Raw genomic sequence first — 13,195 nt, 5'->3', positions numbered from 1 at the left:
GAGAGTAACCTTTGCGGCTCGGGCAGGCGAAGACCCGGTCGTCAGGGGGCAACCGGGTAGTGGCTGGTGATCGCGACCCTGTTCCACGCATTCATCACGACGGCGAGCCAGCTGACCGCCGACGCCTGCTCGGCGGTCAGGGATCCGTCGTCCCACGTACGTGTGTCCGGGACCGAGAGCCGGGTGACCTGTTCCGCCAGGGCCAGGGCGGCGCGCTCCCGCGCACTGAAGTACTGCGACTCCCACCACGCCGCCACGACCGCCAGACGATCGCTGGTCTCCCCCTTCGAGATGGCGTCGCGGGTGTGCATGCGCAGACAGAACGCGCAGCCGTTGATCTGCGAGACGCGGATCTTGACCAGTTCGGCCAGCAGCTGGTCCAGCCCCGACTCCTGCACGGCCGTTTCGGCCCGCGCGTTCAAGGCGCCCAACTGCTTGTACGCGTCCGGGTGCTGCTTGCTGAGGTTCACGGAGCTCATGCGGATTCCTTTCGACGCAGGCACGTCCGACGGGGTCGTTACCGATGTGGCCCTTCCCGATGTCTCACGATATTCAGAATGTTGCCGTCCGGTGCTCGGACGAAGAATCTGCGAACTCCCCACGGCTCGGTGGTCAGCGGGTACACGATCTCGTAACCGTGCTCCTGCGCTTCCGCGTATGCCGCGTCCACGTCGTCGATGTGAACCGATACGACCGAATCCTCAGGAGCGGAAGCATCTTTCGTGACGAGCTGGACGCTCGCCCCGGTGCCCGGCGCGGTGCAACGAGCGACCCAGCCCATGTCGAATTCCTCGGTGCTCAACCCGAGGTAGTCCGTGTAGAAGCGTTTGGCAGCATCGACGTCGGGCACACGAAGATTGGCGGTGATACGGGTGACGCGCATGAAGTCCTCCTGCCCCAGGCGTGGACGGACGCATTCGATTCTCCCCGTTCGAGGGAACCGGTGCGCCCGACTCGTGATTCCTCTGTCGGTGCCCGCCTGAAGAACTACCGGGGCAAGGCGCACGAAGGAGGCAGATCGGTCTTGGGCAAGCTTGTGAGAGGTCGAATCCCGGAGATCATCCGTTCGAACGGAGAGACGCCGGTGGTGCGGCAACTGACCGCAGCTCGGAATCGCCGCGTTCCACGGTTTCGACCTCGACGACATCCTGCGCATCGCAGCAAGCAAGCGCACCGCGCGATTTGGTTTCGCCGAGTGGACCCGGCTGGACCAGACCGGCGGTTCGATCGTCACCGAATCCGCACAATCCGGTGCGACTCGTTAATTGTGTGCAAACATCAGCGCCGACCGGCCGGTTCCCGCCCGCGAACGGCGGATGATCGAACTGCCCGCACGGGCACGTCCGCGACGCCGAGCGGAGGATGCGCATGCTGATGCACCAGGGAATCGGCCTGGACCGGTTCAACGACCTGCCGCGCCGACGCGCGGTGCACGCACTGTTCGAGTGCTGTTCCAGCCTGCCGTGGTCGGCCCGCCTGGCCGACGGCCGCGCGTATGCCACGCACACCGATCTGCTGAGCCGAGCGGAGAAGGAACTGCGAATCCTGCCCGAGCAGGAGATCCAGCAGGTCCTGCAGGGCCACCCCCGGATCGGGTCCCGGGCCCGGAGCCTGCAGTCGTATCGGGAGCAGTGCGCGGTGTGGGTCGAGGACGCGGCCTCGATGGGCATGCTCGACGAGGCCGGTTCCGCGTACGAGGAGCGGTTCGGGTTCCGGTACGTCTGGTGCGCCGACGGCCGGGACGGGCGCGCACTGCTGGCGAATCTCGCGGCCCGGATGAGCCACGATCTCGAGACCGAGCGTGATGTCCGCACCGCGGAGCTCGCGACGATCACCCGCACGCGGCTCGAACGGATGCTCGGACCGGAGGGCGGGTTCCCGGACTACTGACGACGGGTGGCCCGGGCGACGGCGCCGGCGAACAGCGCGGTCACGGCGGCGCCCATCGCGCGCTGGTCCACTTCCTCGGGATCGACGGAGTGCTCGAGGACCAGGCCGGAGATGAGCGCCATCAACGAGATCGCGGTGGTCCGCACGTCGAGGTCGACGCCCCACTCGCGGGCGCGGTCGCCGATCAGTTCGACGAGTTTGCCGCGCAGATAACGGCGTTCGCGTAGATAGGCCTGTTTGATGTTCGGGTCGCGGCCCGCTTGGACCCCGAACTCGAGGACCAGCAGCGACCATCCCGGATCCGCGATGAGGGCCGACGCCACCTCCGCGCCGCCCTTGCCCACCGCGTCGGCGGGGTCGAGTCCGGAGATCTCGGCGAGGACCCGGCCGGCGAGTTCGAGGGACCGCTGTGCGAACAGCTCCGCGAACAGGTCCTGCTTGGACTCGAAGTTCGAGTACACCGCGCCCTTCGTGAACCCTGCCCGACGCGCGATCTCGGCGAGGCGGGCGGCGGCGAAGCCGCGTTCGGCGAACTCGTCGGCGGCCGCGTCCAGAATGCGTCCGCGCACCACATCCCGGGCCGGACGCGCCGTTGCGGCCACCTCGTCTTGACGACTACCAGTCACGATACCTACGGTATTCAATACCCGCGGTATCGACAAGACCGCCGGGGCCCACCCAGACTTCGAGGACGCCCGTGACCACATCGACCGAGACACCGACCATCCCCGCGGCAACCGCCACGCCCCCGCCCGCGCACCGCAGCCCGCTCGAGCGGTTCGGCAGCGGCAAGGTCATGGCCGCGCTGGTCATCGGCGTCCTGGCGCTGCAGCTCGGCTTCATCCTCAGTTACGTCGCCGCGTTCCATCAGCCGACGCCACGGGACATCACGGTCGCCGTCGTCACGGCCCGCGGCATCCCGGAGGGCGTCGGACAGCAGTCGGTGGACAAGCTGAACGCGCTCGACGGACATCCGCTGGACGCACGCGTCGCGTCCGACACCTCGGAGGTCCGACGCCTGCTGCGGGACCGCGAGATCCAGGGCGCATACGTCATCGACCCGAGCGGAACGGACACCCTGATCACCGCGAGCGCCGGTGGCAGCTCGATCGCATCCGCGCTCGAGGCGGTCTTCGACCGGGTCGCGGCGGATCAGGACCGGCAGCTGGTGGTGCGCGACGAGATCCCCGTCGGCGCCCACGACAACCGCGGGCTCTCGGGCTTCTACCTGTCGATCGGCTGGGTCGTCGGCGGCTACCTGCTGGCCGCGGCGATCGGCCTCATCATCGGAGCGCCGTCGACGATGCGTCAGGCGTGGACGCACATCGCGGTCCTGTTCGGCTATTCGGTGGTGTCGGGCGCCCTGGGCGCGCTGATCACGACGCACCTGCTGGGAACGTTTGCCGGACACTGGTTCCCGCTGTGGCTGCTGGGCACGGGCGTGGTGTTCGCGACGGCGCTGTTCACGCTCGGACTGCGGGCCGCGGTGGGCATTCTCGCGGTCCCGCTCGCGATCGCGGTGTTCGTGGTGTTGGGCAATCCGAGCGCGGGTGGCGCATTCGGCGCGAACGTGATTCCCAGCTTCTACGCCGCGATCGGGCAGTGGATCACCCCCGGCGCGGGCACCGAGGGTGTGCGCAGCATCGTGTACTTCGACAACGTCGGTCTCGGCCAGCCGGCGCTCGCCCTCGCGCTGTACGCCGCGGTCGGTGCGGCGATGCTGCTCGGCTTCACCGCGCGGCGAACACGCCGGACCCGGACTTCGCTCACGCATACGCCTACCCATGCCGCGAGTTAGTCCTACCCTGAGAACATGCCCAGGCTGCTGCATCCCAATGCGGCGCACGTCGCCGACACGCTGATCGCGCGCGGACACCACGGGGTCATCGTCACCCAGCCCGCGCCGACGCACAGTGCCGCGGAGGCGGCGGAGGCGCTGGGCGTGCAACTCGGTGCCATCGTCAAGTCGCTGGTGTTCCTGCTCGACGACGAACCGGTGCTGCTGCTGGTGTCGGGGGCGCACGAGGTGGACGTGGCCGCCACGGGCGTCCGTCTGCAGGGCACGCTGTCGCGGGCCCCGCTCGACGTGGTCCGGGAGGTCACCGGCCAACCGATCGGCGGGGTCGCGCCGCTGGGGCATCCCACCAATCTGCCCACCTACCTCGACAGCGCCCTGGCCGGCCATCCGGATCTGTGGGCGGCGGCCGGGCACCCGGACACGGTCTTCCGGACCACCTTCCCGGAGTTGCTGCGGGTGACGGCGGGTCTGGCCGTCGACATGGGCCGACCGGCCGAGGACGCCGCGATGGGACACGAAAACCAGTTGCCCGCTGAGTGAGCGTAAGCATGCCTGGTCTGTGAGCCCGGCCCTATAGTGACGGCAGTCAATCAGGTCCGAATCGGAGAATGCCTTGTCACAGCACGTCGAGAATGCGCCCGACCTCACCGTCGTCCCGAGCGAGGAGGGCATCGGCAACGACGAGTACAAGGCGGCCATGCGCCGCCACCCGGCCGGCGTCACGATCGTCACCCTCGACTCGGAGTCCGGTCCGGTCGGCTTCACCGCGACGTCGTTCGCGTCGCTGTCGATGAATCCGCCGCTGATCTCGTTCAACATCGCGCTGAACTCGTCGAGCATCAACGCGCTGCAGGCCGCCGATTCGATCGTCGTGCACCTGCTGGGCGAGCACCAGCAGCACCTGTCGCAGCGCTTCTCACGCAGCGCCGACCAGCGTTTCAGCGACGAGTCACTGTGGTCCCGCCTCGAGACGGGCGAGCCGGTGCTGCACGGCACCCCGATCTGGATGCGCACCACGGTCCACCAGCTCATCCCCGCGGGCGATCACACCCTCGTGATCGGCCTGATCACCCGCATCCACAACGAGAACGACGACGAGGCCGCGGCCGCTCCGCTGCTGTACCACGAGGGCCGCTACCACCGCGCCGCACCGCTCGACTAGACGCTTCGACAGAGTTCCGGCCAGGCTCGTCCACGACGAGCCTGGCCGGAGCCGTTCACGGGCCGGAGCGTCACGCCGTTTCGGCGGCCGACCCCAGTCGGGGAAAGGGTTCGGTGGAGAACACGACCTCCACCGCCACGTCGAAGTAGGCGGCGATCCGCAACGCCAGATGCAGGCTGGGACTGTATTCGCCGCGCTCGAGGTAGCCGACGGTCTGATAGTGCACGCCGAGCGCCTCGGCCAGTTCCCGCCGCGATATCCCCCGCTCGGCGCGCAGCATCGCGATCCGGTTGTAGATGACTTCAGAAGGCACGCTGCATCGCCTTGTCCCGCCGCTCGGCCATGCTCGATCCTGATTCGTGACGCGCCATGCGTCGCAACACTACCGGCGCGATCAGCAGCCCCGCGACCGCCCAAACGCCCAGCACCGCGGCCGTCTCGAGGTGCCGCCAGGACTGGCCGATCTCGATCGCGGCCGCGTCGTCGGGCAGCAGCGCCGAACGCATGCCCAGGCCGACCCAGTAGATCGGGAACGCCTGACCCACGCCCTGGAGCCAGCCGGGCAGTGCGGTGATCGGATAGAAGATGCCCGAGATGGCGACGAGCGCCATCATCGGCATCGTCAGCAGGAAGGTGGCGCGCGGACCTTCGAGGACGCCGCCGAGGATCGCCCCGGCCGGCAGCGTGGCGAGCAGGCCGAGCAGCACCACCCAGACGAAGGTCGTCCACGCGCCCACCCCGTCCAGCGAAGACCCGCCGATGATCACCATCCCCGCCGCCATCACGATGGCCACCTGCACCAGAACCGATCCGGACGCGGAAAGGATCTTGCCGATGAAATAGCCGATCATGCCGTTGGGTGCCGCCTTGGCCCGCAGCAGTGTGCCGTCCTCCCGGTCGAGCACCAGCACGTTGGTTATCGCGAACACGCCATTGAACGCGATGATGCTGCCGATGAGGCCGGGCAGTGCCAGCTCGGCGATCGAGAGATCGCTGCCCGCGTACTCCCGGTTCCGCAGCAGGTAGAGCGCGGCGAGCGCGATCACCGGCATCGCGAACTGGCCGATGAGGTCGGGGGCGTTGGTGTACAGCTGACGGAACTCGATCCATCCACGGGTGAAACCGGCGCGGACAGCGGTACCTGTCGGGCTCATCGTGCGACCTCCGAGAGTGTGTGGACGGCGGCCTCGGCCTCGCCTGATTCCTGGCGACGGACCAGCGTCATGTAGGTGTCTTCCAACGAGGCGCGGCGCACCTCCAGGTCCTCGATTCGCTCGCCGTGCTGCTTGAACAGTTCGTGGACGAACTTCGTGGACTCGGTGGTGGTGTGGACGAAACGCTGGTCGTCGACGGTCCACCGCACCTCGGCTTCGCCGGCGATCGTGCGTGACAGTTCGTCGGCGGAACCGTCGGCGATGATGCGGCCGCCCGCCAGGATCAGGATCCGGTCGGCGATCTTCTCCGCCTCGTCGAGGTCGTGGGTGGTGAGCAGCACCGTCGTGTTCTCGAGATCGGACAGGCGGTGCACCAGGTCGTGGAAGTCCCGGCGGGCCGCGGGGTCGAAGCCCGCGGTCGGCTCGTCCATGAACAGCAGTTCCGGACGGCCCACGATGCCGATCGCCACGTCCAGCCTGCGGCGCTGACCACCGGACAGTGCGGCGACCTTCGCGTCCGCCTGCGCGGTGAGCCCGACCAGGGCGATGAGTTCGTCTGTGTCCCAGGGCTCGCGAGATCGCTCCGCGAGATAGGGGCGGTAGAACGCGCCGAGATGGTCGAGCAGTTCGTGTACCCGCCACTTGGCGTGGTCGCGCCAGGACTGGAGGACGACACCGATCCGGGATCGCCACTGTTCGTCGCCGTGTTCGGGATCGGCGCCCAGGACGGCGACGCGGCCCGCCGAGCGTCTGCGGAAGCCTTCCAGGATCTCGATCGTGGTCGTCTTGCCCGCGCCGTTCGGGCCGAGCATGACCAGCACCTCGCCGCGCCGCGCCTGGAATGCCACGTCGCGCAGAACATCGACGTCGGCGTAGCGCATTCGCAACGCGCCGACGTCGAGAACAACGTCGTTACTCAAAGCCATGAACCCTCCCCAGTCACGATCCTTCGATGATTTGTAGCATACCTACTACATTCTGCAGCGATAGTGCTTCGTCGAATCCTCTCGAAACGGGCACGAGGACGTCGAGACCCGGGACCGCACACAACATGGAGATGGGGATGGCGTGGCAGCTCTATGCCCGGGATCCGTGCCGATCCGCGATCCCGCGCAGAGACCGGCAGTAGCATTGAGCCGACCACATCCGATCCACGGGATCGAGAAGTCATGGACCTGCACCTGGCCGGCAAGACCGCCGTCGTCACGGGCGCGAGCAAGGGCATCGGGCTTGCGGTGACCACAGCCCTGGCATCCGAGGGCACTCACGTCGTCGCCGGATCACGCACTCGCACTGCGGAAATCGAGTCGCTGGAGAACGACGGCAACGTCACGTTCGTTCCGTGTGACCTGTCCACGGCCGAGGGCCCGGCGACCCTGATCGAGGCGGCCACCGAGCGCGGCGGCGTGGACATCCTCGTCAACAACGCCGGCGCCGTGACGCCGCGGACCGGCGGATTCGCGAGCATCTCCGATGAGGACTGGCTGGCATCGCTGACCCTGACGTTCCTGTCCGCGGTGCGGACCACCCGCGCCGCGCTCCCCCAACTCGTCCGGCGCGGCGGCGGGGCCGTCGTGACCGTCAGCTCGGTCAACGCGTTCCTGCCCGATCCCGGGGTGGTCGACTACTCCGCCGCGAAGGCCGCACTCACCAACTTCTGCAAATCGCTTTCCAAAGAGGTTGCCGGTCAGAAGATTCGGGTCAACACGGTCAGCCCCGGACCGGTCACCACTGCGCTGTGGCTCGCCGACGACGGGGTCGCGTCCACCGTGGCCCGGGTCAGCGGCAGCACGGCGGAGGCGGTCGTCGAGGCCGCCGCCGCAGGGTCCGAGACCGGACGCTTCACCCGCCCCGACGAGGTGGCGGATCTGGTGCTGTACCTCGCGAGCGAGAGGGCCGGCAACATCACCGGGGCCGACGTCGTCATCGACGGCGGGCTGATCAAAACGCTGTGAGCACTGGGACAATCACGGACATGGAGCGCACCTTCGACAGTCTGGTTGCCGAAGCCGAGGCCGCATCGGTCGACGGCTGGGAATTCTCCTGGCTCGACGGCCGCGCCACCGAACAGCGCCCGTCGTGGGGCTATCAGCGCCTGCTGGGCGAGCGCCTCGCACGAGCGACGGCTGCACTCGATATCGAGACCGGCGGAGGGGAGGTTCTCGCGGGCGCCGGCGCGATTCCCCCGACGATGGCCGCGACGGAGTCCTGGCCGCCCAACCTCGCGAAGGCCACCGCGGTGCTGCACCCGTTGGGTGTGGTGGTGGTCGCGGCCTCGGACGAGCCACCACTACCGTTCGCGGACAACGCCTTCGATCTGGTCAGCAGCCGACATCCCAATACCGTGTCGTGGCCGGACATCGCGCGGGTGCTCGTCCCCGGCGGAACCTATCTGGCCCAGCACGTGGGTCACGAGAGCGTCTTCGAACTCGCCGAGTTCTTCCTCGGTCCGCAACCCGCGGCGCGGCGATCGAGGCATCCGGACACGGCCGCGTCCGAGGCGTGCGCCGCCGGGCTCGAGATCATGGATCTGCGTTTCGAGCGACTGCGCATGGAGTTCTTCGACATCGGAACGGTGGTCTACTTCCTACGGAAGGTGATCTGGATAGTTCCGGGCTTCACGGTCGACGCCTGCCGTGACCGGTTGCGGGACCTCGACCGACACATCCGCGCGGAGGGGTCGTTCGTCGCCCATTCCACCCGATTTCTCATCGAGGCCCGCAAGCCGGACTGACGGAGCGGTCTCAGGACGCGCGTGCGGGACGATGCAGCCCGAACTTGGCCAGCGCCTCGTCGGCGGTCTCGGACGCGGCGACGAGCCCGCGGCGTTCGAGCCACGGCAGCGTGCCGTCGACCACACGCTCGAGCACCCTCGGGAGTGCGAGCGGCACCAGCGTCACCCCGTCCGCGACGTCGGCGGCGTGGATGTCGGCGATCAGGCTCGCGAGGCCGTCGGCGGTCCCGATGTAGGACAACGACGTCGGCAGGTGGGGCACTCCGAGGGTCTCGTCGAGCAACGCGAGTTCGGAACGCGCGCTTCGGGAATCGACGGCAAGGAGCGTCTCGACATCGACCAGCACGGTGATGCCGTCGGGGTCGCGCCCCTCGGCGGCCACCTCGGCTCGGATCCGGGTCCGGGTCTGCTGTGCCTCGCGCAGATCTGATGCCTGGACCCGGTAGACGACGGGCGGCTGCGCGGCCAGGTCGAGGTCATCGGGGCCGACGGTCAGGTCGACCCAGTAGTCGGGGCCGGTGAGCGGGACGTTGCCGGCGATACGGGCTGCGGCCGGGTGGTGTCCCGCACCGGTCAGTTCGACGGCGACGCGGAGTGGGCGACGGTGCGCGGCCGAGGAGACGGAGGCAAAGAAGTTCTCGGACATGGCAATTCCTCGCAGGAAGGCAGGTACAGGGCGCGGAGCGATCAGCGCGTACACATGCCGGACGAGGTGCGGCACAGGTCGACGTGCCGGCGGGACCATTGACCGCCCGTGTTCGTCGACTCCATGTGCGTCACGCTAGCCGTCCCTTCGCGTCCCCACCACAGTTCGAATCACGGCGATTTCGGACGTGCCGTCTACACGCACTCGGCGGCGCCGGAGGTCCGCCCGGAGAACCCGCGGGTCTCGGGGACCGGGTTCCACAGTCCATCGGTCTTGCCGTAGTTCCAGGTCTCCTCGCCGGCGGCGAGCTGGCGGACGGCCGCGATCAGGCGCTCGACGTCGGCCGAGCTGGTGCCCAGCCCGAGGCTGGCACGCACGGCACCGCCGGCGTGGCCGATGCGGCTGAGCAGCGGGTGAGCGCAGAAGCGGCCGTCGCGCACGCCGATTCCGTGTTCGGCGGACAGGAACGCGGCGATCCGGCCCGGCTCGAAGCCGTCGATCGTGAAGGTGACGATGCCGACGCTGTCCGGCGCATCCGACCACAGGCGCAGCAGGTGCACACCGTCGATCTCCGCGAGGCCGTCCGCGAGGCGGGTCGACAGCACACGCTCGTGCTCGACGACACGGTCGAAGTCCAAGGCGGACAGCGCGTCACACGCGGCCGCGAGCGCGGCGACACCGAGGACGTTGGGGCTGCCGGCCTCGTGGCGGGCGGGGGCGGGCGCCCAGCAGGTCTCGTCGATCGTCACCTCGCGGACAGCGCCGCCACCGGCGAGGTACGGCTGCGCGTCGTCGAGCCAGTCACGGCGGCCGACCAGTACGCCCGCACCGAAGGGTGCGTACAGCTTGTGGCCGGAGAAGGCCAGGTAGTCGACGCCGCACTCGGCGAGGTTCACGCGGCGGTGCGGGGTCAACTGCGCGCCGTCGACGAGGATCCGGGCGCCGCAGCGGTGCGCGATGTCGGCCAGTTCGGCGATCGGCAGCACCTCACCGGTGACGTTGGAGGCCCCGGTGATCGCGAGCAGCGCGGCGGGCTTGGCGCACAGTTCGGCGACCAGGCGACGGATCGTCTCGGCGACCGTGTCGGCAGCCTCGACGATGCGGGAGTTCTTCCACGGCAACAGGTTTGCATGGTGCTCGATGTCGAGGACGACGACATCGCCGGGCACGCAGTTCGCGAGCAGGTTGAGCGAGTCGGTGGTGTTGCGGGTGAAGACGACGACCTGGTCGGTGTCGGCTCCGACAAAGCGCTCCACCGATCCGCGGGCGTTCTCGTAGGCCTCGGTGCTCACGCGGGAGGCGTAGCCGGCGCCGCGATGCACGCTTGCGTAGAAGGGCAGCAGTTCCTGGACCCGGTCGGTGACCTGCGCCAGGGCCGGCGCGCTGGCCGCGTAGTCGAAGTTCGCATAGGTGCAGGTTCCACCCCCGACAAGCGGAACCTGCAGGTCACAGCCCGACACCCGAGCAATCGGGGCGGTGGCGCAGCAGGTATCGGCAGTCAGTACAGCAGTCATCACGACATCCTTCGAGTTCAGGACTCGTCGGCGATGAGAGTTGACGCCATCGGAGTCCGCGCTTGCCGCGGCCTTGTGGCCGACAGCCTGGTCGTCACCCGGAGCACCCCACCGCGGTTGGAGGGTTGCCGACCAGCTAGCCGGGGCTTGACGCTGGTACTCGTGACCTGGCAACGAGAATGGCAGAGGCGTCCGCGCCATGTCAACCCATCGTCAACCCTTCCGGAACGAGACGGTGGTCACATCTCGCCGAGTTCGGCGAGGCGCCGTTCGAGGAATCGTCGCGACGACGCGGTCCGCGCCGAGGACGCCGCGCGCCGATACTCGGCGACGGCGTCTCGGCGCCGGCCGGAGCGGCGCAGCAGGTCGGCGCGCACCGCGGCCACCGTGTGATCGAACCCGGCCGCACCCACTCCCCCGATCTCGTCCACCGCGACGATTCCGGCCTCGGGCCCATCCCGAAATCTCACTGCGACAGCCCGATTCAGTTGCACGGCGGGGGATTGTCCGAACCCGAGGAGACGGTCGTAGGCGGCGACGATCGCAGACCAGTCGGTATCGGCGAAGGTGGGAGCGACGGCGTGTGCCGCGGCGATGGAGGCCTCGACGGTATAGCGCCCGCCACCGCCCGCGCGGGCAACGATCAAGCGCGCCAATCCTTCCGAGATCCGAGACCGATCCCATCGGCCACGGTCCTGCTCGTCGAGCGGAACGGCTTCGCCGGAACTGTCGACGCGTGCGCGGCGGCGACTGTCCTGCAGGCACATCAGGGACGTGAGCCCCCAGACCTCCGGCGCGTCGGGCATCAGTTCACACAGCAGACGACCGAGCCGCAGCGACTCGTCACACAGCTCGCCGCGCACGCTCGCATCACCTGCGGTGGCCGAATACCCTTCCGTGAAAACGAGATAGACGCATGCGAGCACGGCGGGCAGACGTTCGGGGAGCAGGCCGTCGGACGGCACCCGCAGTGGGATGCCCGCGGTCCGGATCTTCGCCTTCGCCCGACTCAGCCGCTGCCCGACGGTGGGCCCCGGCTGCATGAACGCGCGGGCGTGGTCAGCCCACACACCAGCCGCAGCGTCAGCGCCACCTGTGACGGTGCGGACAACGCCGGATGGCAACACGTGAAGATCAGCCGCAGCCGGTCGATCGCGCGGTTCCGGGCGACCGTCGTGATCCATGCCCCCGGTTTGCGGGGCGCCGTCGACGGGCCACGTCCGCAGCGCCTCCGTGAACGCATCCTGCACCGCGTCCTCGGCGATCTCGATGTCCCCGACCAGTCGGGCGACGGTGGCCAGCGCCCGCCCGGATTCCTCCCGGAACACGCGCGTCAGTGCCACCGTCGCCGCCTCGGAGGTCATGCGCTCACTCGGCGACGATCTGCCGGAGTTCGACGCACCCCTTGGGCCCGAGCGGGATCTGCGAGGCCAGCGCCACCGCGGTCTCCTGATCGGGCGCGGACAGCACGTAGAGACCGTTCGCGATCTCGTTGGCCTCGGTGAACGGCCCGTCCGTCAGCAGCATTTCCCCGTCGCGCAGTCGTACGGTCGTTGCCGACGCCGGCTGATACAGCGCCCCGGAACCCTTGATCCGGTCGCCCGCGATCTCGCCGAACCGCTGATGTTCGGCCACGCGCGCGTCCCACTCGGCCGACCCCGGTTCGTTGGCGGACCCGAGAGGTTCACGCAGCAGCGCAGCCCACCACGTGTCATTCGGTTCGTCCACCGAATTCCAGAACACCATCGGCCACAGCTCCACGTGCCCGGTCGAGACCTCGGGGATCTGCCGCACCAGGCTCAGCGCGGCGTCGAGGTCGGCGGCGTCGAACACGTAGTACCCGCGCACGACCTCGGCGGCGTCGGTGAACGGGCCGTCGGCGACGAGGGTGCGTCCGCCGTCGTGCCGAATGGCCGCTCCCTCACTGGAGGGATACAGCCCGCCACCGGCAACGGCCTCCTGCGCCTTGGTCCAGAACTCCTGGTGCCGCGCCATCGACGCCTTGTGCTCATCGGTGCCCGGGATCGAGGTGCGACCGTCCTCCTCCGCTGCCAGCAATGCCAGGTAGTACATGTCGTCTCCTTCCGACGATGCGGGGCCCTTCACCCCACTTTCGTCAACACGACGTGCGCGACGCGCCGATTTCGACACAACCGGTGGAGAATCGTCACGAAGAACCGACCCCTGGAGGATGTCCACGCCGTCGGAGCGTGTTCATCAGCCGGACACCTGGTCGTGAGACAACCAGGTGCCCGCACAGCCAGGACCAGAGAGGGACGCCCCGGATTGTCTGCCCA

16 protein-coding genes, 1 pseudogene and 1 riboswitch are annotated in these 13,195 nt (G+C 68.7%); of the genes and pseudogenes, 6 read left to right on the top strand and 11 right to left on the bottom strand.

The window, feature by feature from the left end; all coding sequences use genetic code 11:
* Positions 1-41: 41 nt before the first annotated feature.
* Both HUN07_RS03425 and HUN07_RS03420 read right to left on the bottom strand, forming a co-directional pair.
* The gene (locus HUN07_RS03425; protein ID WP_174907937.1) at positions 42-479 is read right to left on the bottom strand and encodes a carboxymuconolactone decarboxylase family protein; all 438 of its coding nucleotides are present in this window, start codon (positions 477-479) and stop codon (positions 42-44) included.
* Positions 480-517: 38 nt separating this feature from the next.
* Positions 518-883 (bottom strand): glyoxalase superfamily protein, encoded by a 366-nt coding sequence (locus HUN07_RS03420; RefSeq protein ID WP_174907935.1) that lies wholly within the window; start codon positions 881-883, stop codon positions 518-520.
* 485 nt (positions 884-1,368) lie between these two features.
* On the opposite strand from HUN07_RS03420, the gene HUN07_RS03415 reads away from it, so the two are divergent.
* Entirely contained in the window at positions 1,369-1,890 is a 522-nt protein-coding gene (locus HUN07_RS03415; protein WP_174907933.1) for a 2-oxo-4-hydroxy-4-carboxy-5-ureidoimidazoline decarboxylase, read from the top strand.
* Here HUN07_RS03415 and HUN07_RS03410 read toward each other — a convergent pair.
* Positions 1,884-2,459: a TetR/AcrR family transcriptional regulator gene (locus HUN07_RS03410; RefSeq protein ID WP_174914395.1), complete on the bottom strand. Its 576-nt coding sequence runs from the start codon at positions 2,457-2,459 to the stop codon at positions 1,884-1,886. The two genes, HUN07_RS03415 and HUN07_RS03410, sit on opposite strands and share 7 nt — an antisense overlap.
* Before the next feature lie 128 nt (positions 2,460-2,587).
* On the opposite strand from HUN07_RS03410, the gene HUN07_RS03405 reads away from it, so the two are divergent.
* The 3 genes from HUN07_RS03405 to HUN07_RS03395 all read left to right on the top strand — a co-directional run bounded on the left by HUN07_RS03405 (position 2,588) and on the right by HUN07_RS03395 (position 4,850).
* Positions 2,588-3,688: a hypothetical protein gene (locus HUN07_RS03405; protein WP_441346797.1), complete on the top strand. Its 1,101-nt coding sequence runs from the start codon at positions 2,588-2,590 to the stop codon at positions 3,686-3,688.
* A 15-nt stretch (positions 3,689-3,703) separates the two neighbouring features.
* Positions 3,704-4,228, top strand: a complete 525-nt coding sequence (locus tag HUN07_RS03400; protein WP_174907931.1) for a YbaK/EbsC family protein — start codon at positions 3,704-3,706, stop codon at positions 4,226-4,228.
* A gap of 73 nt (positions 4,229-4,301) precedes the next feature.
* Entirely contained in the window at positions 4,302-4,850 is a 549-nt protein-coding gene (locus HUN07_RS03395) for a flavin reductase family protein (protein WP_174907929.1), read from the top strand.
* A 70-nt stretch (positions 4,851-4,920) separates the two neighbouring features.
* Here HUN07_RS03395 and HUN07_RS03390 read toward each other — a convergent pair whose 3' ends face one another.
* The 3 genes from HUN07_RS03390 to HUN07_RS03380 are packed head-to-tail and all read right to left on the bottom strand — an operon-like array spanning position 4,921 to position 6,930.
* Positions 4,921-5,163, bottom strand: coding sequence for a helix-turn-helix transcriptional regulator (locus tag HUN07_RS03390; protein ID WP_174907927.1), 243 nt, complete (start codon positions 5,161-5,163; stop codon positions 4,921-4,923).
* A complete protein-coding gene (locus tag HUN07_RS03385; protein ID WP_174907925.1) occupies positions 5,153-6,004 on the bottom strand; it encodes an ABC transporter permease in 852 nt (283 codons plus the stop codon). The genes HUN07_RS03390 and HUN07_RS03385 overlap by 11 nt, the downstream gene beginning before the upstream one ends.
* Positions 6,001-6,930 carry an ABC transporter ATP-binding protein gene (locus HUN07_RS03380; protein WP_174907924.1) on the bottom strand — a complete coding sequence of 310 codons (930 nt, stop codon included), beginning with the start codon at positions 6,928-6,930 and terminating at the stop codon, positions 6,001-6,003. Before HUN07_RS03380 ends, HUN07_RS03385 begins: the two co-directional genes overlap by 4 nt.
* Positions 6,931-7,173: 243 nt before the next feature.
* On the opposite strand from HUN07_RS03380, the gene HUN07_RS03375 reads away from it, so the two are divergent.
* Both HUN07_RS03375 and HUN07_RS03370 read left to right on the top strand, forming a co-directional pair.
* Positions 7,174-7,959, top strand: a complete 786-nt coding sequence (locus tag HUN07_RS03375) for an oxidoreductase (protein ID WP_174907922.1) — start codon at positions 7,174-7,176, stop codon at positions 7,957-7,959.
* Positions 7,960-7,979: 20 nt separating this feature from the next.
* Positions 7,980-8,738: a methyltransferase domain-containing protein gene (locus tag HUN07_RS03370; protein WP_174907920.1), complete on the top strand. Its 759-nt coding sequence runs from the start codon at positions 7,980-7,982 to the stop codon at positions 8,736-8,738.
* A 10-nt stretch (positions 8,739-8,748) separates the two neighbouring features.
* On the opposite strand, the gene HUN07_RS03365 is transcribed toward HUN07_RS03370, so the two are convergent.
* The 5 genes and pseudogenes from HUN07_RS03365 to HUN07_RS03350 all read right to left on the bottom strand — a co-directional run bounded on the left by HUN07_RS03365 (position 8,749) and on the right by HUN07_RS03350 (position 12,971).
* Entirely contained in the window at positions 8,749-9,384 is a 636-nt protein-coding gene (locus HUN07_RS03365; protein WP_174907918.1) for a hypothetical protein, read from the bottom strand.
* Between the two features lie 41 nt (positions 9,385-9,425).
* Positions 9,426-9,509 (bottom strand): putative leader peptide, encoded by an 84-nt coding sequence (locus tag HUN07_RS27355; RefSeq protein WP_368077044.1) that lies wholly within the window; start codon positions 9,507-9,509, stop codon positions 9,426-9,428.
* Between the two features lie 69 nt (positions 9,510-9,578).
* Positions 9,579-10,898: an aminotransferase class V-fold PLP-dependent enzyme gene (locus HUN07_RS03360; protein ID WP_174907916.1), complete on the bottom strand. Its 1,320-nt coding sequence runs from the start codon at positions 10,896-10,898 to the stop codon at positions 9,579-9,581.
* Between the two features lie 53 nt (positions 10,899-10,951).
* A riboswitch (SAM riboswitch) is annotated at positions 10,952-11,066 on the bottom strand.
* 71 nt (positions 11,067-11,137) lie between these two features.
* Positions 11,138-12,262: pseudogene (locus HUN07_RS03355) on the bottom strand (RNA polymerase sigma factor).
* A gap of 4 nt (positions 12,263-12,266) precedes the next feature.
* Positions 12,267-12,971 carry a YciI family protein gene (locus tag HUN07_RS03350; protein ID WP_174907914.1) on the bottom strand — a complete coding sequence of 235 codons (705 nt, stop codon included), beginning with the start codon at positions 12,969-12,971 and terminating at the stop codon, positions 12,267-12,269.
* Positions 12,972-13,195: the final 224 nt, after the last annotated feature.

The sequence above is a fragment of the Rhodococcus sp. W8901 genome, from assembly GCF_013348805.1.
In the GTDB taxonomy this organism is placed as follows: Bacteria; Actinomycetota; Actinomycetes; order Mycobacteriales; family Mycobacteriaceae; genus Prescottella.
This window is presented reverse-complemented; position numbering and strand designations above follow the sequence as displayed.